Origin of the sequence: Stutzerimonas stutzeri (genome assembly GCF_024448715.1) — a bacterium.
GTDB classification, from domain to species: domain Bacteria; phylum Pseudomonadota; class Gammaproteobacteria; order Pseudomonadales; family Pseudomonadaceae; genus Stutzerimonas; species Stutzerimonas stutzeri_AR.
This window is the reverse complement of the sequence record NZ_JAMOHZ010000001.1, coordinates 610,947-633,684: the sequence shown is the minus strand read 5'-3', so window position 1 is coordinate 633,684 and position 22,738 is coordinate 610,947. Positions and strand designations below refer to the sequence as shown.

Annotated in this window: 25 protein-coding genes; 13 read left to right on the top strand and 12 right to left on the bottom strand. The window is 60.3% G+C overall.

Going from position 1 to position 22,738, the window contains the following annotated elements; translation table 11 throughout:
• The first annotated feature begins 24 nt into the window (after window positions 1-24).
• Window positions 25-729 (top strand): acetoacetate decarboxylase family protein, encoded by a 705-nt coding sequence (locus NAV33_RS02745; RefSeq protein ID WP_255977003.1) that lies wholly within the window; start codon window positions 25-27, stop codon window positions 727-729.
• Here NAV33_RS02745 and NAV33_RS02740 read toward each other — a convergent pair.
• Window positions 726-2,174: a hydroxysqualene dehydroxylase gene (locus NAV33_RS02740; RefSeq protein WP_255976670.1), complete on the bottom strand. Its 1,449-nt coding sequence runs from the start codon at window positions 2,172-2,174 to the stop codon at window positions 726-728. The genes NAV33_RS02745 and NAV33_RS02740 overlap by 4 nt on opposite strands.
• A 244-nt stretch (window positions 2,175-2,418) precedes the next feature.
• Between NAV33_RS02740 and NAV33_RS02735 the strand changes: the two genes are divergently transcribed.
• Window positions 2,419-2,742, top strand: coding sequence for a hypothetical protein (locus NAV33_RS02735; protein ID WP_255976668.1), 324 nt, complete (start codon window positions 2,419-2,421; stop codon window positions 2,740-2,742).
• A 14-nt stretch (window positions 2,743-2,756) separates the two neighbouring features.
• Here the strand turns inward: NAV33_RS02735 and NAV33_RS02730 are convergent, their stop codons facing one another.
• The 8 genes from NAV33_RS02730 to NAV33_RS02695 all read right to left on the bottom strand — a co-directional run bounded on the left by NAV33_RS02730 (window position 2,757) and on the right by NAV33_RS02695 (window position 11,702).
• Window positions 2,757-4,478 (bottom strand): bifunctional protein-serine/threonine kinase/phosphatase, encoded by a 1,722-nt coding sequence (locus NAV33_RS02730; RefSeq protein ID WP_255976666.1) that lies wholly within the window; start codon window positions 4,476-4,478, stop codon window positions 2,757-2,759.
• A 184-nt stretch (window positions 4,479-4,662) separates the two neighbouring features.
• Complete coding sequence (locus NAV33_RS02725) at window positions 4,663-5,475, bottom strand: formate/nitrite transporter family protein (RefSeq protein WP_255976664.1); 813 nt, start codon at window positions 5,473-5,475, stop codon at window positions 4,663-4,665.
• Between the two features lie 108 nt (window positions 5,476-5,583).
• Entirely contained in the window at window positions 5,584-5,970 is a 387-nt protein-coding gene (nirD, locus tag NAV33_RS02720; protein WP_255976662.1) for a nitrite reductase small subunit NirD, read from the bottom strand.
• Window positions 5,970-8,528, bottom strand: a complete 2,559-nt coding sequence (gene nirB / locus NAV33_RS02715; protein ID WP_255976660.1) for a nitrite reductase large subunit NirB — start codon at window positions 8,526-8,528, stop codon at window positions 5,970-5,972. The genes nirD and nirB overlap by 1 nt, the downstream gene beginning before the upstream one ends.
• A 922-nt stretch (window positions 8,529-9,450) precedes the next feature.
• Window positions 9,451-9,996 (bottom strand): GTP cyclohydrolase I FolE, encoded by a 546-nt coding sequence (gene folE, locus NAV33_RS02710; RefSeq protein WP_255976658.1) that lies wholly within the window; start codon window positions 9,994-9,996, stop codon window positions 9,451-9,453.
• Between the two features lie 104 nt (window positions 9,997-10,100).
• Window positions 10,101-10,658 carry a Smr/MutS family protein gene (locus tag NAV33_RS02705; RefSeq protein ID WP_255976656.1) on the bottom strand — a complete coding sequence of 186 codons (558 nt, stop codon included), beginning with the start codon at window positions 10,656-10,658 and terminating at the stop codon, window positions 10,101-10,103.
• A 43-nt stretch (window positions 10,659-10,701) separates the two neighbouring features.
• Entirely contained in the window at window positions 10,702-11,019 is a 318-nt protein-coding gene (locus NAV33_RS02700) for a hypothetical protein (RefSeq protein ID WP_255976654.1), read from the bottom strand.
• A gap of 89 nt (window positions 11,020-11,108) precedes the next feature.
• Complete coding sequence (locus NAV33_RS02695) at window positions 11,109-11,702, bottom strand: cysteine hydrolase family protein (RefSeq protein WP_255976652.1); 594 nt, start codon at window positions 11,700-11,702, stop codon at window positions 11,109-11,111.
• A gap of 188 nt (window positions 11,703-11,890) precedes the next feature.
• Between NAV33_RS02695 and prmB the strand changes: the two genes are divergently transcribed.
• Complete coding sequence (prmB, locus tag NAV33_RS02690) at window positions 11,891-12,811, top strand: 50S ribosomal protein L3 N(5)-glutamine methyltransferase (RefSeq protein ID WP_255976650.1); 921 nt, start codon at window positions 11,891-11,893, stop codon at window positions 12,809-12,811.
• Window positions 12,812-12,853: 42 nt separating this feature from the next.
• On the opposite strand, the gene NAV33_RS02685 is transcribed toward prmB, so the two are convergent.
• Window positions 12,854-13,642 (bottom strand): hypothetical protein, encoded by a 789-nt coding sequence (locus tag NAV33_RS02685; protein ID WP_255976648.1) that lies wholly within the window; start codon window positions 13,640-13,642, stop codon window positions 12,854-12,856.
• A 66-nt stretch (window positions 13,643-13,708) separates the two neighbouring features.
• Window positions 13,709-14,674, bottom strand: coding sequence for an alpha/beta hydrolase family protein (locus NAV33_RS02680; RefSeq protein ID WP_255976646.1), 966 nt, complete (start codon window positions 14,672-14,674; stop codon window positions 13,709-13,711).
• 154 nt (window positions 14,675-14,828) lie between these two features.
• Between NAV33_RS02680 and aroC the strand changes: the two genes are divergently transcribed.
• From aroC to NAV33_RS02640, 8 genes are all read left to right on the top strand, one after another.
• Window positions 14,829-15,920, top strand: a complete 1,092-nt coding sequence (gene aroC, locus NAV33_RS02675) for a chorismate synthase (RefSeq protein WP_255976644.1) — start codon at window positions 14,829-14,831, stop codon at window positions 15,918-15,920.
• A gap of 75 nt (window positions 15,921-15,995) precedes the next feature.
• The gene (locus NAV33_RS02670; protein ID WP_255976642.1) at window positions 15,996-17,147 is read left to right on the top strand and encodes an MFS transporter; all 1,152 of its coding nucleotides are present in this window, start codon (window positions 15,996-15,998) and stop codon (window positions 17,145-17,147) included.
• Complete coding sequence (locus tag NAV33_RS02665; RefSeq protein ID WP_255976640.1) at window positions 17,144-17,764, top strand: methylthioribulose 1-phosphate dehydratase; 621 nt, start codon at window positions 17,144-17,146, stop codon at window positions 17,762-17,764. Before NAV33_RS02670 ends, NAV33_RS02665 begins: the two co-directional genes overlap by 4 nt.
• Window positions 17,765-17,855: 91 nt before the next feature.
• Window positions 17,856-18,401: a 1,2-dihydroxy-3-keto-5-methylthiopentene dioxygenase gene (locus NAV33_RS02660; RefSeq protein WP_255976638.1), complete on the top strand. Its 546-nt coding sequence runs from the start codon at window positions 17,856-17,858 to the stop codon at window positions 18,399-18,401.
• Between the two features lie 2 nt (window positions 18,402-18,403).
• The gene (gene mtnC / locus NAV33_RS02655; protein WP_255976636.1) at window positions 18,404-19,087 is read left to right on the top strand and encodes an acireductone synthase; all 684 of its coding nucleotides are present in this window, start codon (window positions 18,404-18,406) and stop codon (window positions 19,085-19,087) included.
• Between the two features lie 74 nt (window positions 19,088-19,161).
• On the top strand, window positions 19,162-19,371 hold the full coding sequence (locus NAV33_RS02650; protein ID WP_255976634.1) for a PLD nuclease N-terminal domain-containing protein: 210 nt from the start codon (window positions 19,162-19,164) through the stop codon (window positions 19,369-19,371).
• Between the two features lie 4 nt (window positions 19,372-19,375).
• Window positions 19,376-19,567, top strand: a complete 192-nt coding sequence (locus NAV33_RS02645) for a PLDc N-terminal domain-containing protein (RefSeq protein WP_255976632.1) — start codon at window positions 19,376-19,378, stop codon at window positions 19,565-19,567.
• Window positions 19,568-19,596: 29 nt separating this feature from the next.
• Entirely contained in the window at window positions 19,597-20,124 is a 528-nt protein-coding gene (locus NAV33_RS02640; RefSeq protein WP_255976630.1) for a histidine phosphatase family protein, read from the top strand.
• On the opposite strand, the gene NAV33_RS02635 is transcribed toward NAV33_RS02640, so the two are convergent.
• Window positions 20,081-21,025, bottom strand: a complete 945-nt coding sequence (locus tag NAV33_RS02635) for a DNA-3-methyladenine glycosylase family protein (RefSeq protein WP_255976628.1) — start codon at window positions 21,023-21,025, stop codon at window positions 20,081-20,083. The two genes, NAV33_RS02640 and NAV33_RS02635, sit on opposite strands and share 44 nt — an antisense overlap.
• 168 nt (window positions 21,026-21,193) lie before the next feature.
• Between NAV33_RS02635 and speE the strand changes: the two genes are divergently transcribed.
• Together speE and NAV33_RS02625 are read left to right on the top strand one after the other, a co-directional pair.
• On the top strand, window positions 21,194-22,054 hold the full coding sequence (gene speE / locus NAV33_RS02630; RefSeq protein ID WP_255976626.1) for a polyamine aminopropyltransferase: 861 nt from the start codon (window positions 21,194-21,196) through the stop codon (window positions 22,052-22,054).
• A 341-nt stretch (window positions 22,055-22,395) separates the two neighbouring features.
• Window positions 22,396-22,737 (top strand): ribonuclease E inhibitor RraB, encoded by a 342-nt coding sequence (locus NAV33_RS02625; protein WP_255976624.1) that lies wholly within the window; start codon window positions 22,396-22,398, stop codon window positions 22,735-22,737.
• Window position 22,738 lies beyond the last annotated feature (1 nt).

Here is a 22,738-nt window from a genome sequence, read left to right as displayed (position 1 = left end):
CCCTGAAGGATCGACTCGTGCTTGGTGGTGTCGATTGGTGCAAGACCGCTTCATCCTGGAGCCCGGACACCGACCATGGCGGAAGACACATTTCAGACAATCGACGAGCTCTCTGTGCCAGCGGCACCCTGGACGCTTCATGGCTCGGCATGCCTGTCGCTATGGCGTGTTCGGGCTGTTGAGCTGCCGGTAGCCGCGGTCGATATTCCCTATCTCCGCCTTGCGGCTCACGCACTGGTTGCAACTGTGTTTGCAACGTACAGCGGAGGCACGCTGCGATACGACGAGCTGGCAGCTGTGGTGCTGGTGCGCGGCAGGGGCTTGCTCGTGCCCGCGGGTACGGTGAAGGACATCTGGGTCAATGACCCGGTCTCAGCTGCCGGTGGTCGCCGTCTGTGGCATATCCCCAAGAAAATTGCCCGCTTCGAAACCGGGTCTCGTGATGACGAGCAGCGCTTTACGGGCCGAATGTTCATCACTGACGAACGGGTGGCCTCGTTAAATTTCGAACCAAAGATGGCTCTTCCGGGCCGACTGCCGGTCAGCGGTTTCGTCATCCAGCCAGGCCGGGGAGGGCCGTTGCGCACGCGTTGCACTGTTTCCGGGAAAGTCCTGACGGGGCGAGCGCGTTGGGAATTCGCCGCGTCGAGCCCGCTCGGTTTCTTGTGTGGACGCAAGCCGTTACTGAGTATCCGAATTTGCGGGCTGCAGGCGAGTTTCGGTGTTTAGAACCCGTCACCCTCATCGCGCTTTCGCAGCAGCTTGGTAAGCCCGCCGGGCACCGGTGTCGGGTGCGCCAGTCGAACCAGTTTGCCTTGGTCCGCCAAAATCGCCTCGGCGGCGAGCGCGCCGGCACGGGTCGCACTCTCCATACAGAAGGGCAGACCGGTGTCGACCCAGTCGCCCGCGAGGAACACGCCTTTTTCAAGACGAGTAGCGGGCCGCGCCGTTTCCACGCCAGGTTGCGCGCATGGAATCGACATTGGGATGTGGTGCACCGCCGCGGCAACCAGCCGCGCCTGATGAACCTCAGGCGCGAAGTCGCCAATTTCACCGATGGTTGCCTCGATGATCGCCTGATCTGACAGGCCAGCCGTGCGATGGCTCCAGATGATATTGGTGGCGATCATCGATCCGGACTTGGTCATGTCCGAACGGATGTTCGACAGGTCATAGAAGTCGGTATTCAGGCTGTCAGGTGACCATGGCCGCGCCCAGAACCGCGCCGAAGTGAGCTTTCGATCGAACCAGAGGTAGCAACTTATATAAGGGCTGGGTTCGAAGTGCCCGGCAACCGTAGCCAACGGATGCTCTTCTGACAGCAGGCCGCTAATGGAGGTGGGCGGAACCGCGAGAACCACTGCTGGCGCGGGAATAACCGTACCGCCGACAAGCGTTACGCCTGCGACAGTATCGTCACGTCGATGAAGGCCAGCAGCGGCGCAGTTGAATCTGACTTCGCCCCCGTGGCGCTCCAGGCAACGAATCGCCGGCCAAGCATAGAGATCGCTCAACCCTACCTTTGGAAAGCCGAATGCGAGGTCGTTGTGACCGAGCCCTTGCGCCAAGAGGCGCATCAGCGATGCGGCTGAGCACTGCTCGACTGGCAGGTTGAGTATCGCCATTGAAGCCGAGGCCCAGAACCAGTCGATGAAGCTCGGGCTGACGCCGTTATCGAGCAGGTACTGATACCCGGTACGGTCATCGAGGGCCATCAGCTCGCCGGGTGAACTGCGCATGGTGCGCCAGGCCAGCGGAACGTTGCTGAGCAGCCGACGTAACGGGACGCTGGGCAGGATCTGCGGCAGGTTACGCAGGTAATGCATTGGCGCTGGCAAGCCACCCACCTTGAAGCGGATATGCCGATGCTTGTCGAGAACGGTCAGCAATTCTTCTGTCTGCCAGCAGACCTGCTCGGACGTGCCGAAGCGTTCGAGCATCGCCAGCATGTTCGAGTATTTGTTCAGCAATACATGCGGGCCGATATCGACGCTGTCGCCGGTTGCCGGATCGGCCCAGCTCCTGGCACGCCCACCGGGCACTTCGCTGGCTTCCAGCACCAGCACGCGTTGCCCTGCATCAGCCAACAGCGACGCGCAGGACAGGCCGGCAATGCCGGAGCCGACGACAACGACATCAAACGGCGGGCCGGTAGATCGGGATGTCAGGGGCATGAACGTGCGACCTCGCCCTTGTCGGTGGAGTGATGTCGAGGAATGGATACTTACTGGCCGAGCAGGTCGGAAGCAGCAGGCAGCACCTCATCTGGCAGCCGCGCATCAGCGGTTGTTCCCACGGCCAGCCGGGCGGCACTGAGCAGTGGCGCATCGGCAAGGCCAGACGAACTGATAGGTGGGTGCGAATTCGACCGGTTCGATGGATGTCCAACGGCCACAGCAATTGCATGGAGGTCGTCCAATGGATTCGCCAAGCCCTTCGGTGTTGGCCCTGCAGAAAGCTCAGGACATCACGTCACGCTGGTCGGACGGGGAACTCGGTGCTGACGAGGCGCAGCATGCGCTCAAATCGTTATTCGACCAGTGGCAGCCCGGCACGCCGGAAAGCGGCATCGACGAAGCCGCCGAGACCGCGCTCACCGCATCACGCATAGCCTTCCATGATTGGCTGCAGCGCGGCGAGAACTGTGAGGAACTGGTGACGCAAATGTGTTGGATTCTCGACCCATCGAAAGACGGGCATGACGACCCTGCGCTCAACGTGTACGCGCCGCACCGTCCCTGATGCGGCCTGCCTCGTCATCGGCTCAGTAGCACCGCCACCGTTATTGCCAATGCCAGCGAAACGGCTTTCCAGAACAGCACCGGGTTGCGTTCCATCAGTGGTGGCCGGGCCTTGTTGAGAAAGGCCTGGTTGGGCTGGCGCAGCTCGAACACGAACTCGGACAGGTCCTCGTAGCGCTTGTAAGGGTTGGGATGCAGCGCCTTGCGCAGCACATCGTCGATCCATGCCGGTACCTCGCGGTCATGCGCGCGGATCGGGCTGTAGCTGAGCTTGTTCTGCGCCGCGCGGGTGCGACAGCGGGCAACCGCGGTGCCGTAGGGTAGGTGGCCGGTGAGCATCTGATAAGCGATAACCGCCAACGAGAACATATCCGAGCGGGGCGTCCCGCCTTCGCCGAGAAAGTATTCCGGCGCGGTGTATTGAGCGGTGCCGAGCAGATCGCCGCGTTCGATGGGTGAAGCAATCTCCATGATGCCGGCGACACGGGTCGAGCCGAAGTCGATGATTTTTACCGTGCCGGTGGTGTCGATCATGATGTTTTCCGGCCGCAGGTCCTGGTGCAGCATCTCCAGTCGGTGAAAGGCGCGAAGACCTTTGGCGATCTGCTCGACAATGCCACGAACCGTTTCCAGGTCCGGCTTGGGGTGGTCGATCATCCACTGCGTCAGCGTCTGGCCTTCGACGAATTCAGTGACGCTGTATAGGTAGTTGCGCTTGCGGGTCTGCAGGCACGGCTTGACGACGTGGGCACTTTCGATGCGCCGCGCGACCCATTCTTCGGTAAGAAAGCGCTCGACGTATTGCGCGTCCCGTTGCAGGTCGATTGACGGCGTCTTGATGATCACCGGCGTTTGGCTGTCGTCGTCGGTCGCGAGGTAAACGTGACTACGGCTACTGGCGTGCACTTCGCGAATAATGGTGTAGCCGTCGAACCGGGCTCGCGCGTCGAGAATGGGTGGGAAGGGCAGTTCGGTGAGTTGCAGGTAGAGCTCGTCGGCGGCCCGCAGCGGCAGCTCGTCGATACGCAGTATCTGTACCGTAAGGTTGTCGTCGCTGCCCTGGGCCAGCGCCTGGGCAATGATCGCTTGAGCAGCTGCATCCAGATTGTCGGGGTTGTGGGCAATGGCGCCGAGCATTGACGACGCGGTGATGTATTCATAGACGCCATCGGTCGCGAGGATAAAGGTGTCGCCCACCTCGACCTGTTCGGCGCGATAGTCCAGATCCAGCTGTGGATGAATGCCCAACGCCCGGCTTAGGTAGCTTTTGTCTTCCGTGACCCACATCCGATGATCGTTGGTCAGCTGTTCCAGCGCATTGCCCTGGACGCGATAGATGCGTGAGTCGCCGGCGTGGAAAAGGTGCGCGGTGGTCGACTTGATGACCATGGCGCTGAAGGTGCAGACGTAGCCGCGGTTCTTGTCGTAACGGTACTGGCTCTGCTGGCTTTGCGCATGCAGCCAGGAGTTGGTCGCCATCAGGACGCGTTGCGCCGAGGTCTTTACCGTCCAGGCGTCGGAGGTGCAGAAATAGTCGGCAAAGAAACCGGTAACCGCCGATTCGCTGGCGATATGGCTGACGGCGCTGCTGCTGATGCCATCCGCGAGCGCGATGGCGATGCCCTTGCTGCTCAGCAGCGGTTCTTTGGGAATGTAGACGCCGTGGAAGTCTTGGTTACTTTCCTTGCGTCCCCTGTCGGTGTGCTGGCCCACCGAGACCTTGAGTTGACTGCTCATCTGCTCATGAAATGCGGTGAGTCCCGGACAAGGCTGCGTACTGCGCAAGCGTAGGAGCGAGGGGACACCCAGTCCTTGCTGGCGATCCCGGTCTGGCCTGTCGCCAGCAAGCTGGCTCCTACAGAAAACGCGTGTCTACCCGTTAGTGCGTAGCTTGATCGGACAGTGTACGGACGGACCGAACTCAGCGCAGCGCGCGTTTTGGCGCAGTCTTTACATGGGTCGTGTAAAGCGTCAGACCAGTGAATGCCAGGCCGCCTACCAAGTTGCCCAGCGCGGTGGGAATTTCATTCCAGATCATGTAATCCATGATTGAGAAGTCGCCGCCCATGATCATCGCCGAGGGGAACAGGAACATGTTCACCACCGAGTGCTCGAAGCCCATGAAGAAGAACAGCATGATCGGCATCCACATGGCGATGGCCTTGCCGCCGACGGTGGTCGAGATCATCGCGCCCACCACACCCATCGAGACCATCCAGTTACACAGCATGCCGCGCAGGAAGATGGTCCCCCAGCCAGCCGCACCGAACTCCGCATAACCCAAGGTTCGTGCTTCGCCGATATGGGAGATTTTCTCGCCGATCGGACCTGGGTCGGTGGAAAAACCGGTGGTAAACATAAAGGCCATCATGAAGGCGACCAGCAGCGCGCCGCCGAAATTGCCCAGGAAGACCAGCCCCCAGTTGCGCAGAACTCCGTTGACCGTCACGCCTGGACGCTTGTCCAACAGTGCCAGCGGCGTCAGGACGAAGACGCCGGTAAGCAGGTCGAATCCCATCAGGTAAAGCATGATGAAGCCGACCGGGAACAGCATCGCGCCCACCAGCGGAGAGCCGGTCTGTACCGTGACAGTTACCGCAAACACCGCGGCGAGGGCCAGGATCGCACCGGCCATGAATGCACGGATCAGGGTATCGCGGGAGGACATGAAGATTTTCGACTCACCCGAGTCGACCATCTTGGTGACGAATTCCGCAGGAACGAGATAGGACATTTTCGGTTCTCTGGTTGTGTTGGCTGTTTGCTGATGATTTCGGCCTTATAAATTCGAGCGATCGCTTCCGCAGGGGCCGCGCTGTTGGCCGAATTCAGCCCTACAAATTCATGCCCCGCCCGTTGGAGCGATTTCCACCGCGTCGCCGTTTAAGCGCACTGGCCAAACCTGCAGGTGCTGTTCCGGATATTCCAGGCAGCTGCCGTCGGCCAGGCGGAAGTGCTGCTTGTAAAGCGGCGAAGCAATCACCAGGTCGCCCTTGAGCTGGCCGAGAATGCCGCGGCCGATGACATTGGCGCCGGATTTCGGGTCCTTGTTGGCGATGGCGAACACCTGCTCGCCAGTCTCGGTATCGGGCAAGTGAAACAGCGCAACCTGCTCGCCATCCAGCCAGGCGACCACGCCTGAATTGGCGACTAGATCGTGGCGGCTGCACAGCGCCCGCCAGTTGGCGGATTCACTCGGTTGCACGCGTACGGCGTTGGGCTGGCTCATCAGAGCACCTCCTCGGTTACGGGAATCAGGTGAAGTTCGGATGCGTGTACCGGACGGCGCTGCCCGCGTTCCTTGACGAAGTGAACGTCTGGGTCGCCGCGCTGGTCGTTGACGAAGGTGCGGAAGCGCTTGAGCTTTTCCGGGTCTTTGATGGCATTGGCCCACTCGCATTCGTAACGGTCGACCACCAGTTGCATCTGCGCTTCTAGTTCAGCGGCCAGCCCAAGGCTGTCGTCGATGATCACTTCCTTGAGGTAATCGAGGCCGCCTTCGAGGGATTCGCGCCAAACGGAGGTGCGCTGCAGCTTGTCCGCGGTGCGGATATAGAACATCAGGAAGCGGTCGATGTAGCGCACCAGGGTTTCGTCATCCAGATCGGTGGCGAACAGCTCGGCGTGGCGCGGACGCATGCCGCCGTTGCCGGACACATACAGGTTCCAGCCGTTCTCGGTGGCGATCACGCCGATGTCCTTGCTCTGCGCCTCGGCGCATTCGCGGGTGCAGCCGGACACGCCGAATTTAATCTTGTGCGGTGAGCGCAGCCCCTTGTAGCGATCCTCCAGGCGCAGTGCCATGCCGACGCTGTCCTGCACGCCGTAGCGGCACCAGGTGCTGCCAACGCAGGACTTCACCGTGCGCAGGGATTTGCCGTAGGCATGGCCGGTCTCGAAACCCGCCTCGATCAGCTCGCCCCAGATATCCGGCAACTCATGCAGCTGAGCGCCGAAGAGGTCGATGCGCTGGCCGCCGGTGATCTTGGTGTAAAGGTCGTATTTCTTTGCGACCGCGCCCAGGGCGATCAGCTTGTCTGGAGTGATCTCACCGCCAGCGATGCGCGGCACCACGGAGTAGGTGCCGTTCTTCTGCATGTTCGCCATGAAGGTATCGTTGGTGTCCTGCAGCGGGATCAGCTTGGGGTCGGTGATCGGCTGGTTCCAGCAGGACGCGAGGATAGAACCCACCGCCGGCTTGCAGATGTCGCAACCGGTGTGGCCGCGGCCGTGCTTGGCGAGCAGTTCTTCGAAGCTGGTGATGCCTTCAACGCGGACCATCCCGTACAGCTCTTGGCGGGTGTGGGCGAAGTGTTCGCACAGGCTCTTGTCGACTTCGACGCCGCGAGCGGTCAGTTCATCTTCGAAGACTTGCTTGAGCAGCGCGCTGCAACCGCCGCAGCCGGTGCCAGCCTTGGTCGCGGCCTTGAGATCGCCGAGGTCGGTGATGCCGGCGTCAACCTGGCAGCACACCGCGCCCTTGGTGACGTTGTGGCAGGAGCAGAGGGTGGCGGTGTCGGGGAGGGCGTCAGCGCCGAGCGTTGGTGCGCCATCGGACAGTGGCAGGATCAGGCTGGACGGATCGGCCGGTAGCTTGATGCCGTTCTGTGCATATTGAAGCAGCGTGTCGTAGTAGCTGTTATCACCGATCAGTACGGCACCGATGACGCGCTTGCCGTCTTCGGACAGCACCAGGCGGCGATAGCTGGCGTTGGCTTCGTCGATGAAGCGATAACTCTTGGCGCCGGGCGTGGCGGCATGGGCATCGCCAATAGAGCCGACATCGACGCCGAGCAGCTTGAGCTTGGTCGACATGTCCGCACCGCTGAACGGCTGATGCGGTTCGCCAGTGAGCAGGGCGGCGACGTTGCGCGCCATGGTGTAGCCGGGCGCGACTAAGCCGAAGACCATGCCGTTCCAGGAGGCGCATTCGCCGATGGCGAAGATCAACGGGTCGCTGGTGCGGTAGTCGGCATCGATCACCACACCGCCGCGCGGCGCGATTTCCAGTTCGGCGATGCGGCCGAGCGCATCCTGCGGACGAATGCCGGCGGAGAACACGATCAGGTCGGTTTCCAGGTATTCGCCGTCGTTAAAGTTCATCCGGTAGGCGTATTCCTCGCCGATGACGATCTCCTGCGTGGCGCGCGACAGGTGCACGCCGACGCCCAGCGCCTCGATACGGGCCTTGAGCGCGGCGCCGCCTTCCTCGTCCAGCTGGACCGGCATCAGGCGGGGCGCGAACTCCACCACATGGGCTTCGAGCCCGAGCGATTTGAGTGCGTTGGCCGCTTCCAGGCCGAGCAGACCGCCGCCGACCACGACACCACGCTTGGCGTTGCTGGCGGCGGCGCGGATGGCATCGAGGTCATCAAGGGTGCGGTAGACCAGACGCGAATTGCCCTCGGCGCCCGGAATCGGCGGCACGAAGGGGTAGGAGCCGGTCGCCAGAATTAGCTTGTCGTAAGCCTGGCGCCCTTCGCTGGTGACCACTTCTTTGCGTTCCCGGTCGATCTCCAGCACTTGCACGCCGAGGTGAATGTGCACGCCATGGGTGCTGTAGTAGTGGGCTTCGCACATGGCGAGGGAGTCGGCATCGCGCCCGCCGAAATATTCGGACAGATGCACCCGGTCATAAGCGCGCTGGCGCTCCTCGCCGTACACGTGCAGCTGGTACTGACCCAGCGCGCCGCGTTCGATCAGTTGCTCGACGCAGTGGTGACCCACCATGCCGTTGCCGATGACGATCAGCGTTTCACTCTTGATCGGGGTGACGATTGCGTTCATGACCGATTCCTCCGTCGAAGCCGTTTGCGGCGTCGTCGTACAAAAACAAAAAAGGCGCCTGGAGCTGTCGGGCAGCTCCAGGCGCCTTTGCCTGGTATTTGGATTTTTATGGGCGCTGGTTCGAGCCACGTTGCTCGTCGCACCCGTCCCGTGCCGCTTGCGGCTAATGGTCTTCGTTGACCTGCGGGATGCTCTGCCGAATCGATCGGCAGGCTTTGCGGATGACAAAGCATCTAGCGTGCCAGGATCGTCGCGGCCTTCGATCCTGGCTCTATTGGATGGCTGGGAATACGCAAGGGCGGGCTTTTGCGGGCTGATCGGAGCGACGCAGAGACACGAATCGAGTCTAATCAGCGAGACGGACGGCTGAGCCAAAGCTGAGCTAAATAGGTGCGACAGTTGCCGTGTGGTCTCTTTTTGGGGCGACGTGATGGCTCGTTATCTGCCTGGTATTCGCCGAAGATAGCGTCTTGTATGTTTTGACTGGAAGGTCCTAAAAGACCTTAACGGCTTGTTCCAGCGCGGCCAGCTGAGAACTCCGGTGCATTTTTCCTTCTCGCAATGGACGCGAGGGAGCGAGATTCAGAAATGAGGTCCAGGGCTCGCAATCCGAACAGAAAAGCGCCCTGGCGTTGCATCGGTTGCTTTACAACGCAGCCATGGGCGCACGGCGATCCGCTCGTTGGGCCAAGCGTATATCAGCGCTGTCTGGATCGCGGCTTGAAAACCATCCAAGTCATGATCATCTTGGCCCGAAAGCGGTTCAGGATTGCATTGCGCTGTCGAAAAAACGGCTCCGCCTATCAGCCGAACATTGCAGGAAATGCTCGCGGGCGAACATAGACTTCCTACAAAAAGCGCCGCGCTAGAGTATTACGGCTGTTCTCCGAGCTGCGGAGAGACAATTCCTTTCCAGCTTCCTTTATCTAACCAGCCCAAGAAACTCGCTGCGGGTGGCGGCGTTCTCGCGGAATTGTCCGAGCATTACCGAGGTGACCATCGAGGAGTTCTGCTTCTCGACACCGCGCATCATCATGCACATATGCTGCGCTTCGATTACTACTGCTACGCCCCAGGCGCCTGTCACCTTCTGGATCGCCTCGGCAATCTCGCGTGTTAGATTCTCTTGAATTTGCAGTCGGCGAGCATACATATCAACGATGCGCGCCACCTTGGAAAGCCCGAGCACTTTGCCGTTGGGCAGGTAGGCTACGTGGGCCTTGCCAATGAATGGGAGCATATGGTGCTCGCATAAGGAGTACAGCTCGATGTTCTTAACCAGCACCATCTCGCTGTTGTCGGAGCTGAACAGCGCGCCGTTGGTGACCTCCTCAAGTGTTTGCTGATAGCCCTTGCACAGGTACTGCATAGCTTTGGCAGCGCGCTTGGGCGTATCGAGCAAGCCCTCGCGGTTGACGTCCTCACCAAGCTGGCCAAGGATCGCGGTGTAATGAGTTTCCAGAGACATTTGACTACCTGTCAGGCTTGCAAAAAAGCGCGAATGCGAAGGTTAGGGACTCAGCTGCTGGGCTGCAAGCAGCACGCCGAAGAATGCGTAGCTGAGCGCGACGGTTATTCGTCACGGCCTTCTAGCATAGTTCGCTTGAGAATGACGTAAACCGCACCGGTACCGCCATGCCGAGGCAGGCATGAGGTAAAACCGAGTACCTGGGCGTGCTGGCGTAGCCAGGTGTTGACGTGGCTCTTGATCAGCGGTCTTTTTCCGTCGATTCGCGCGGCCTTGCCGTGTGTCACCCGTACGCAGCGGATCTCGAACTTGCAGGCTTCGGCCAGAAAATCCCAGAGCAACTCGCGGGCTTTCTCAACGCTCAGCCCATGCAGGTCGAGGCTGCCTTCGAAAGGGATCTGGCCAGCTTTCAGCTTGCGCATCTGGCTGTCCTGGACGCCGTCGCGCACCCAATACAATTCATCTTCCGCGGCAACGTCGATGACGAATTGATCCGAGAGCCCGTCGATGCGGGCCTCGCCGTCATTGATAACTGCGTTCGTTCGCCGAGTGGCTATCTGCGCTTTGTTTCGGCGTGGTTTGCCGGTGTCGGCTCGGTCGTGTTCGATCGGCTTGACACCGCGAACCGCAGATTTGAACAAGGAAAAGTCATCTTCTTGCATGGGGCCTCCGCATTAGCTGGCGATTTTACCCCAAAGGTATTGATCAGCGTTTCCTTCTTAGGCCGGGGGAGAGGCTGAGTCCGCTGGGCTCGCGCAAGTTGCGTCGCACTCGGCGCCTGATTAATGCGCCGATCAATAAAAGGATCAGGCCCAGCACGAGCAGCGTCACGGCAGCCTCGCGATCGAGCGCCATACGGGCGAAGGCTTCGTTGCTACTGAGTAGGGAGGCCGCGCCAAAGGCGGTCAGGAGCGCGCCGACGAGAATCAGCAACAAGCCAAGAAACGCGCCGAAACGCGAACCCCAGCTTCGCCGCTCGCGTGGGCGGAGGCGGCGCGCATCGAAACCGTCGGTTCGTTTCATTCCGGTTACCTCGTCGTGACCAGGGCTATGACCGGGTCTGCCTGGCCAGGTTCATTTGCCTGTCTGGCAACGCTTGATGCCCGGCCTGCTTATGCAAGCGCTCCGACATCGGCGACGCAGACGGCGAAGTTATCCGCAAGAATGGTCATTTCCATGCGATGGACCTGTGCCGCATCGATCACACTGTCACCCATCGGCAGATCGCGAGTGGCGCAAGCTTTGTCCACCAGCGTACAGCGGTAGCCATAGTCTTTCGCCGCACGAACGGTGGTGCTCACGCTGGAGTGGGTCATGAAACCGCAGACGATAAGGTCGAGGCGGCCGTGCTGTTGCAATAGCTCGTGAAGCCTGGTGCCGGCGAACGCGTTGGGCAGCGTTTTGCCTATCACGGCTTCGCCGGACAACGGAGCTGCTTCCGGCATGATCTGCCCGCGCAGGCCTTGGGGATCGAACAGGCCACCGGGAATGCCAAGATGATGTACATGCACGACCGGCGCTCCAGCCGCGCGGGCAGCGGTCACCAGACTGTTGATCTCTTCCAGCGCCGAGCTCAAGTTCGGTAGCGCGAGAGTTCCTGTCCGATATTCTTCCTGAACGTCGATGACCACAAGGGTCGCATTAGCCAGAGTCGCCGGTGCATAACTGCGGCCACTGAGCTGAAGCATGGTCTGTGGCTTGGACATGACTGACTCCTTGTTGTGAGAGGGGCATGATTGTGGCGCCAGATGACCAAGATGTGAACTGCCCAAACCGATGATTCGTCAGCTGAATCGGCAATAACGGGCGATAGGCCAGTATTGCGGTCGCATAAGTCTGAGAAACCCGACCTGCCTTCGGCTAAACTTTCGCGCTTTTGACAGGAGATGCCGACGTGACCGCTTCGCCTTCCCGCTTGCGCACCTTGCGTGACCATATTCGCTGGGCTGTCAGCCGTTTCCATGCCGAGCAATTATTTTTTGGCCACGGCACCGACAATGCCTGGGACGAGGCGCGCCAGTTAGTGCTCGGCGCTCTGCACCTGCCTTGGGAAATCACCGATAGCTATCTGGATTGCCGTCTGGAGGATGACGAGCGCGAGCATCTGCAGAACTTGCTGCGCCGTCGGATCGAGCAACGCGTGCCCACCGCCTACCTGCTTGGTCAATCCTGGTTTTGCGGACTACCGTTCATTGTCGATGAGCGTGTACTGATTCCACGCTCACCCATTGGTGAGCTGATCGAACGACGTTTCGAACCTTGGTTGGCGCGGAGTCCGACACGGATTCTGGACATGTGTACTGGCTCCGGCTGCATCGGCATTGCCTGCGCCTACGAGTTTCTCGATGCTGAAGTGGTGCTGGCTGATCTGTCTTTCGAGGCGCTCGAAGTGGCCAGTCGCAACATAGAACAGCACGGTCTGGAAGAGCGTGTGTATACCGTGCAAAGCGACGGATTCGATGGGTTGCCCAAGCAGCGCTTCGATCTGATCGTCTCCAACCCTCCCTACGTGGATGCGGAAGACTTCGCCGACATGCCCGATGAATATCATCACGAACCCGCGTTGGGGCTGGCGTGTGGTGACGATGGCCTGGATCTGGTGCGGCGGATGCTGGCTGAGGCAGCAGATCACCTGACCGACACCGGCACGCTCATCGTCGAGGTCGGTAACAGTCAGGTGCATGTCGAGGCGCTTTATCCGGAGGTGGATTTCACTTGGCTGGAATTCACCGCGGGCGGGCATGGCGTGTTTCTGCTCGCCGCAAGCCAGTGCCGTGAGCACCAGGCGTTGTTTCGCGCGCGGCTCAAACGGTAAAAGGCAGGGGAGGCACTCAACGTCGCGTTGTTGCCACGCATGTCAGCGAGTCGCAATCCAGATCAGTAAGCCTGCCTGGAATAGCGAGAATGCGATGAGGCAGGCGATGGTGAACCGGAGGGTGCCGTCTTCCCGGCGAAATTTGTCCAGACGCTCCTGGATGCCGCGAATCTGGTTTTCCTGCTCTTGCAGATTGCGATCAGCCTGTTCGAGCATCGCCGCAGCATCCTTCAACTCGATGATCTGCACCTTCTCAGTATTCCAGTCGGGGCGCAGCGTGCTGACACGAGACGCACCGTAAGTTGCCTTGAGCTGCTGGGGCTCGGGATAGAGCACATCGAAGCCCTGCGTCTGCAGGCAATGATCACGCCGCAAACGCATGTCTTCGCTCGTTATATCTTTGGCAGGAAGGGCGCCGCCTTCCACAAGATAGTGCGCCCAACGCTTTTGCGCCCAAAGGGCTCCCTGCGCCAGTAGAAAACGTCCTAGACCGCGGTTGGCAGGCTCCATGTGCAGGCCGGAATCGGGGCCGAAGCGCAGCTCCTTGGCCCGATGATCTGCCCAGATTTCTAGCACGTTGTGTTTCTTCGACAGCAGCTGGCCAGGTAGTCGCACGAACAGCTTCAACAGGCTTTGCTGCGGCGTATGCCGTTCGATCTGAGCCAGTTCAACGAACCGTAGCGGTCGCACGCCGGTATCTCGGTCGGTCGGTAGTGGCGACAGACGCAGCAATCGGAAGCGATCCGGGGCAAGCTCGGCCCAGGGGTGCGGCTGTGGGGTTGCGGGCGCTTGGGCTTCTTCGTCGTTCGGTGCTGGTGAGCTATCGGTCATGTCGGCGTCCAGAGCCTGGCGGTCGATTCATTGCGGCAGGTAAGGTGCGTATCGGCCGCCGATTGGCTAACTGGAGGCTGGCAATACGCCATGTTTCTGCAAAAACCGGCTGATTCGCTCGGTCAGAGCATGGGCGATAGGTAGCTCGGGCTGGTTGTAGGACGCGGTCTGTCTGTCGCGGTCCATCGGAACAATGCGCAGCACGTGATTCATCCCAGATATCAGCGCCAGTTCGGCTTCTTCGCGGGCGCGTTGCAATGCTTCGGCATCTTCGTGATCGACCTGTATGTCATGCGTGCCCTGAATGATCAGTGCAGGCACAGTCACGTTGGCAAACGCTTGTATCGGATCCTGGCGGAACAGCGAAATCAGATAAGGCTGTACGCTCGGGCGGAACAGGATCTGCAGTTCTTCAGGCACTTGTTCGTGCTGGCGTCCCGCCTTGAGTTCGTCGATCAGGTAGTGCGCGGTCGCCAACAGGGGTGGCGGCAGGCGGCCTTGCAGTTGTTCACGCAGCAGCCGATCGATGGGTCGGCCGCTGCCGGCAATGCTGATCAACGCGGCTGGCTCGACGATAGGTGCGGCAAGGCTGGCGATCAGTGCGCCTTCGCTGTGGCCGATCAGCACCACCTCGGAAAAGCGCGGCTCCGCTTTTAGCTGACGCGCCCAGGCCACTGCATCCGCAACATAGCTATCCACGCTTAGTTGTTTTTCGGCCGGCGCCACCGCCAGGCTCTGACCTACGCCGCGCTTGTCGTAGCGCAGGCTGGCGACGCCGTGTTTGGCAAGCGCCTGCGCCAGCCGCTTGAGGCTGTCGTTGCGGCCCATGGGATTGTTGCCGTTGCGGTCGGTAGGGCCCGACCCGGCGATCAGCAGAGCCACCGGCAAAGGCTCGGTGGTCTTTGGCAGCAGCAGGCTGCCATGCAGGCGACCGTCCGTCACCTGCACAGTCATCCCCTCGTTCAGCAGCGTTTGGGCGTATGCGTAAGAAGCGGGCATGGCAAGAAGGGCAAGCAGGAAAAGAAAACGCATGAGCAGAGATTCGATGACTGACGAAGCGGGTTGGATGCGATGCAGGGCGCTTGGTTCGCGGACAGCAATATGCGCCGCCACCCGAGGCAGTGAAACCTTCGGCGGCTCGGGTATACTTCCGCCCCCTGTTTAGGTCGATCGCGGAGCGCCCTGCATGTCCGGCAACACATACGGCAAGCTGTTCACCGTCACCACTGCTGGCGAAAGCCATGGCCCGGCACTGGTCGCCATCATTGATGGATGTCCGCCGGGGCTGGAACTGTCCGTTGCGGATCTGCAGCGAGACCTCGATCGGCGCAAGCCCGGCACCAGCCGACACACCACCCAGCGTCAGGAGGCTGACGAGGTTGAAATCCTCTCCGGCGTGTTCGAAGGGCGCACCACCGGGTGCCCGATCGGTTTGCTGATTCGCAACACCGATCAGAAGTCCAAGGATTACTCGGCGATCAAGGATCTGTTCCGTCCGGCGCACGCCGACTACAGCTATCACCACAAGTACGGCTTGCGCGACTACCGCGGCGGTGGCCGCAGCTCGGCGCGCGAGACGGCCATGCGCGTCGCAGCTGGCGCGATCGCCAAGAAGTATCTGACGACGCTGGGCATTCAGGTGCGCGGTTATATGAGTCAGCTGGGCCCGATCGAGATTCCATTCAAGACTTGGGACAGTGTCGAGCAGAACGCTTTCTTCAGCCCCGACCCGGACAAGGTGCCGGAACTGGAGGCTTACATGGATCAGCTGCGCCGTGACCAGGACTCGGTCGGTGCGAAGATCAGCGTAGTCGCAGAGGGCGTGCCGCCGGGGCTTGGTGAGCCAATCTTCGACCGCCTCGATGCCGATTTGGCGCACGCCTTAATGAGCATCAACGCGGTCAAGGGTGTCGAGATCGGCACTGGTTTCGCCAGTATCGCCCAGCGCGGCACCGAACACCGGGACGAGATGACCCCGGAAGGCTTCCTGTCGAACAACGCCGGTGGTGTCCTCGGTGGCATCTCTTCAGGTCAGCCGATCATCGCGCACCTGGCCTTGAAGCCGACGTCCAGCATCACCACGCCAGGGCGCTCGATCGATGTCGATGGCAAGCCAGTGGAGGTCATCACCAAAGGCCGCCACGATCCCTGCGTGGGCATCCGTGCCACACCGATCGCCGAGGCGATGATGGCCATCGTACTGTTGGATCATTTGCTGCGTCATCGCGGGCAGAACGCCGATGTTCTGGTCGGCACGCCGATCCTTCCGCAACTATGAGTCACCAGGCTCACGCTTCGGGTTGTGCATGTCGCTGCCAGCCTGGCCGTAGCATGTCGGCCGCGTGAGGCCGGCATGACTGCAGCTTTACCCTACTGGCGCCTGTCCGGTTTTTATATCTTCTATTTCGCCGTGCTGGGCGCCGTTGCGCCGTATCTCGGGCTTTATTTCGACCACCTCGGTTTTTCTGCCGAGCGCATTGGCGAGCTGGTGGCCATTCCCATGTTGATGCGCTGCCTGGCGCCGAACCTGTGGGGCTGGCTGGGTGATGTCACGGGTCAGCGCCTGACCATTGTGCGCATCGGTGCGCTCTGCACGCTGCTTTCGTTCAGTCTGATTTTTTACAGCAAGAGTTACGCCTGGCTCGTGCTGGTGATGGCGCTGCACGCGTTCTTCTGGCATGCCGTGCTGCCACAGTTCGAAGTCATTACCCTTGCACATCTGCGAGATCAGGCGTCGCGTTACAGTCAGATTCGCCTGTGGGGCAGTATCGGCTTCATCTTGGCTGTGGTCGGGCTTGGTGCGCTGTTCGCACTCTTTGGTCTGGGCGTTTATCCCGTCGCGCTGATGGCAATCATGGCAGGCATCGTCATTAGCAGTGCCTGGGTTCCTAATGCGGTGCCGGAGCAAAAGCCGGAGACGGTTGGGCAGGGTGGCTTCATGCGCCAACTATGCCATCCGAGTGTGCTGGCGTTCTTCGCCTGCGTCGGCCTGATGCAGGTCAGCCACGGACCTTACTACACCTTCTTCAGTATCCACCTGGAGTCGCTCGGCTATGGGCGCGGCACCATTGGCCTGCTGTGGGCGCTGGGTGTGATAGCCGAAATCCTCGTGTTCCTGATAATGGCCCCGTTGCTTGCGCGCTTCTCGCTGCGCCAGGTATTGGTGGCAAGCTTCGTTCTGGCGGCAATCCGCTGGTTGCTGCTGGGGACGCTGGCCGATCACCTTGCGGTACTGTTGGTCGCTCAGCTGATGCATGCGGCGACTTTCGGCAGCTTTCACGCGGCGGCAATCCACTTCGTCCAGCGGAGTTTCGGCCACCGCCAGCAAGGGCAGGGGCAAGCGCTGTACGCGACGCTTGCGGGTGTCGGCGGAGCGCTGGGCGCACTTTACTCCGGCTACAGCTGGGAGAGCCTCGGTCCGATATGGACCTTCGCCATCGCGAGCCTGGCGGCGCTCGCCGCTGCCGTTATCATTGCCATCCCTAAGCAGGAGAACCGGGCATGACAGCCATCCGTGAACATTTGTCCCAGGCGATCATCGACGCGGGGCGCTTCCTTTATGGACGCGGCTGGTCACCGGCCACTAGCAGCAACTACTCGACACGTCTGAGCAATGCGGAAGTGCTGCTGACCGTATCCGGCAAGCACAAGGGCGAACTGGGCGTGAGCGATCTGCTGGCTGTCGACATGGATGGTCGTAGCCTGGAAGAAGGAAAAAAACCATCGGCGGAAACCTTGCTGCACACGCAGCTGTATCGCTGGAAGTCAGAGGTTGGTGCGGTTCTGCATACGCACTCGGTCAACGCTACCGTGTTGTCGCGTGTCTGCCTCAGCGATTCACTGGTTTTTGCCGATTACGAACTGCAAAAGGCGTTCAGCGGCGTTGCGACTCACGAGTCACAGGTGCTGGTGCCGATTTTTGATAACGACCAGGATATCGAGCGACTCGCCTCCCGCGTGCAACCCTGGCTCGACGAGCACCCCGACTGTGTTGGCTATCTGATACGCGGCCATGGCCTGTATACCTGGGGACCGCAGATGAGCGATGCGTTACGCCAGATCGAGGCGTTCGAATTTCTTTTCGAATGCGAATTGAAGATGCGGGCGCTGCAGCGCGTATGAGCCGCCAGTAGTTTTACCCGTACATGGCGCATGCCGCCAAATTACCGACGACAAAGCCGGCGAGTCATTCCCGGTCGGAGAGACGATCATCATGAGCATCCTCAGCGTTTATCAGGACACAGCCCCCGAGCAGCCACTCAAAGTGCTCACTCATATCGAGGACATCGCCGCGACCTTGGCCGAGGTCGGTGTGCACCTGGAACGCTGGGAGGCCAGTACGCCTATTGGTGCAGGTGCCAGCTCGGAAGAGGTGATTGCCGCCTACCGCCCGCAAATCGACCGGTTGATGAGTGAGCGCGGCTACGTCACGGTCGATGTGGTCAGCCTGTCCAGTGATCATCCACAGAAGGCCGAGTTGCGTGCCAAGTTCCTTGAAGAGCATCGTCATGCCGAGGACGAGGTGCGCTTCTTCGTTGCTGGTCGTGGGCTTTTCACGCTGCATATCGAGGATAAGGTCTACGCCGTGTTGTGCGAAAAGAACGACTTGATCTCGGTTCCTGCCGGGACCCGGCACTGGTTCGACATGGGCGAGCATCCCCATTTCGTCGCCATCCGCCTGTTCAACAATCCTGAAGGATGGGTCGCGCAATTCACTGGCGAAGATATCGCCGGCCGCTTTCCGCGTCTGGAGGACTGAGCATGCCGATCAAAGCCATCCTCACCGATATTGAAGGCACCACCAGTGCGGTGAGTTTTGTCTTCGACGTGCTGTTCCCCTACGCCCGCGAGCACCTGCCAGCCTTCGTCCTCGATCATGCCGAGGATTCGTCGGTGTCTGCTCAGATCGATGCGGTGCGCCGTGAGAGTGGTGAATTGGACGCGAATCTCGAACGTGTCGTGGAGATTTTGCTTGAGTGGATTGCCGCAGACCGCAAGGCCACCTCGTTGAAAGCACTGCAAGGCATGGTCTGGGCCGAAGGCTACCGTGCCGGGCAGCTCAAGGGGCACGTCTATCCAGATGCCGTGGACGCGTTGCGCCGCTGGCATGAGCAGGGCTATGCGCTATACGTGTATTCCTCGGGCTCGGTCCAGGCACAGAAGCTTATTTTCGGCTGTGCCGAGGTAGGCGATCTGACGCCGCTGTTTTCCGGCTATTTCGACACGGGTTCCGGCCATAAGCGTGAAGGCGAGTCGTACTCGCGAATCGCCGGTTCGATAGGTCTGCCTGCCAGTGAAATTCTGTTTCTTTCCGATGTGGCGGAAGAATTGGATGCCGCACGCGAAGCCGGTATGCACACCTGTGGTCTGGTTCGCGGCGATGGCGAGCTGGCGGGTCATCAGGTTGTCGGCAGCTTTGGTTCGATCGATCCGGCTCGTTACTGAGCGGATCGGCGTACTGAACCCTCAAACCGCCCAGGCATCCAAATTACGAACCCACCGTAATTTGGAGTCTTGCCATGACCGATGCCTTCGGCGGTATTTTCGGCCTGCTTATTCTTGCACTGGATATCTGGGCTATCGTCAGCGTTGTGCGCAGCGACGCCACAACTGGCAAAAAGGCGCTCTGGGTGCTGCTGATCGTGATCCTGCCGGTTCTCGGCCTAGTCATCTGGGGCATCATGGGGCCGCGTGGCAACCGTCCCGATGACAGGAACCTGAGGCCATAGGCGCGTGGAGACATGGAGCGCTCTGCTGGCCGTCGTGGTACTGGTGGCGGACCTGCTGGCTATCGTTCAGGTTTGGCGCAGCCGCATCGAGATCGGACGCAAGATCATCTGGAGCCTCGTCATCGTGCTGCTGCCAGTTGTCGGGCTGATTATGTGGCTCGTTGCCGCCGGGCATTTCGCCAAGGTCAGGCTGTAGCTTGCGCGGCGGGCATTGCTGTCGCGCTGATGCTATGTGCGTTTGACGCGCCTGCCGCTAATGATGAGGCTTGGTCAGCACTGCGCGAGGGCCGCGCAGTGCTGCTTCTGCACCATGCAACCGCACCCGGAGTAGGCGATCCGCCAGGCTTCGTTCTCGAAGATTGCAGCACCCAGCGCAATCTGAATCAGGTCGGGCGGTTAGAGGCGCAGCGGTGGGGCGACCTGCTTCGTCAGCAGCGTATTTCCAGGCCAAGAGTACTCAGCAGCCGTTGGTGTCGCGCGTTGGAAACTGCGGAGCAGATGGGGCTGGCGATGGCTGAACCCCTGCCGGCACTTGATTCATTCTTCGCTCAGTCTGATCGGCGAAACGTGCAGACCGCCACGCTACGCCAGCTAGTCAATTCGCTGCCGGCGGCTCCGCCGGTGGTGCTGATAACTCATCAAGTCAACATAACCGCTCTGACTGGAGTCGTTCCTCGTTCCGGTGAGGGGTCGATCCTGGCTTTGCCAGTTACGGACCCACCAAATGTATTGGCGAAGATTCCACCGCCTTGACCTGCCTCGTTTCCGTTACGACATTGCTATAGTTCTGCCAGATATGTACCGCGGCATAGGCTCGCCAGGGTCGCCACGCTTGCGACCGCGCCAACAATTGTCTGGCTGTGATGCCTTCGTTTCCCCATAACGGTGCTTTCAGAAGACCAAGGTCCGCTGCCGGAAAGGCATCCGGCTCACCGAACCCGCGCAACGCAATATATTCGGCAGTCCAGGGGCCGATCCCAGGCAGCTCGCACAATCGTTTAATCAGCTCGTCCGCGCCGTTTTCGACGTGCAGTTCCAGCGCATCATCGGCCACGGCGGCCGCTAGACGCTGCAGCGTCGCGACGCGCTTGCCGGGCATGCCGATATTGTCCAATACGGCGTTAGCCACAGCCTCGGCGCTGGGAAACAGTCTGAGTAAACCGGCTGCTTCGTTTGCTGGGGTTGATGGCAGTTGCTCGCCGAGTCGATCGACCAAACGCCGAGTGATGGTGACTGCCGCTTTGACCGTCACTTGTTGGCCGATGATTGCCCGCACGGCTTGTTCGAACGGATCGAACGCGCTGGGCAGGCGCAACTCTGGATTAGTCGCGACGATTGGACCGAGCAGCGGGTCGTCAGCGAAATGCCGCGCTACGGTGGCCGGATCGGTATCGAGATCGAACATCTTGCGAACTCGCGACGCCAGCACGGATGCGTGCTCCTGCAGCGAGTCGCTCAGCGTCAGTTCAAGGGCGTACTGTCCTGGCAACGGGCGAACGCTGATCCAGCCGACGCTGCTACCGACGCGCACGGTACGGCTGTAGCAACCGGAATCAAGCGACTCGATACCCGGCAGCAAGCGCAGCGCGAAGTGCTGATGAAATTGCGACCAGCTCCAGGGGGCAAGATAGGGGAGGTGCATAAGCGTTGTCATAATCGGACGATAGCCGCGGCTGCTATAGCTGTCTTCACCGAATGCGCTTTGAAAGCATAAGGTTTCGCCTGTCATAGGACCAAAGTAGAATGCCCGTCTTTGCCAACGGGCGAGCCATGCGGCCTGCGGCCTGCCTGTCTGTTACGCCATCCATCAGGGAGACACCCCATGAGCGACTATCAGGAAACTCTCTATGAGGGATACGGCCAGCGCTTCACGGTCGACAAGATGCTGCACGAAGTGCGCACCGAGCATCAGCATCTGGTCATCTTCGAAAACGCGCGCATGGGGCGCGTCATGGCGCTCGACGGCGTGATCCAGACCACCGAAGCAGACGAGTTCATCTATCACGAGATGCTCACTCACGTGCCGATTCTGGCCCACGGCCTGGCGCGGCGCGTGCTGATCATCGGTGGCGGTGACGGTGGCATGCTGCGCGAAGTCGCCAAGCACCGCGATGTAGAGAGCATCACCATGGTCGAGATCGATGGCACCGTAGTAGAGATGTGCAAGGAGTTTCTGCCGGAGCATTCGAAGGGGGCGTTCGATGATTCCCGGCTGAATCTGGTCGTCGACGACGGCATGCGCTTCGTGGCGACCACCGAAGAGAAATTCGACGTGATCATTTCCGATTCGACCGATCCCATCGGACCGGGCGAAGTATTGTTCTCGGAAAATTTCTATCAGGCCTGCCGTCGCTGCCTCAACGATGGCGGCATCTTGGTCACGCAGAACGGTACCCCATTCATGCAACTGGCCGAAGTGCAGACCACCGCCAAGCGCATGAATGGGCTATTTCCGGACTGGCACTTCTACCAGGCGGCAGTTCCCACCTATATCGGCGGCGCCATGACCTTCGCCTGGGGCGCATGCGATTCCGGCAGTCGCAAATTGTCGCTGGAAACGCTCTCTCAGCGTTTCGCCGGCAGCGGTATCGTCACGCGTTACTACAATCCGCACGTCCATCTCGGTGCGTTCGCGCTGCCTCAATACGTGCTGCAGGCCATCGGCAAGCCGAGCAACGACTAAGCTGCTCAGCGCCTCGCAGCGTCCGCTGCGGGGCACACAGAATCAGTGCCTGGCCCTGGTCAATGCCAATAGCCCGACGAGAAGGCCATTGCAGCGGCAATGCATACGCCGTATGTTCAAAAGGCGGATGTGTGCTGCTGCGGAATGCAATAGTTTTCAACTCCGTCAGAATCGAACTACCTATCGCTGTAGAGGACTATTAGTAATACCGATCAGGTTTATCGCGCCCAGTGCCCGCCGTCCAAGGCGCTCGGCTGGCGTTGTCTCAGCAATCATCCGTAACGAGGCTTATTGCATTATTTCTGAGACCGTTCATCCATGAGTGAGAGGAGGTTGTTTTTATGAGTACCACCTTCCATGAGGATGTAAGCAGCAACGTGCTACTGAGGATGAAAGAGGGCGGTTTCGATTTTGCCCGCGTCCATCCGATCGAGTTTTACGCCGTTTTCCCCGACCGAGAGTGCGCATGCGCAGCCGCCAGCAATTTTCAAGGCGAGTGCGTCAATGCTCAGATATCGCCCCGTGACGACGGCGCCTGGGATCTCCAGGTCAGCAAGGTGATGTATGCCACCTTCGATGGTATTGGCGACTTCGAGCAGGATCTGGAGAATCTGGTCGAGCCGCTTGGAGGTGTAATCGATGGCTGGGGCGTGACCCAGGAACTCTCGGGTTGCGCTGTCTGAT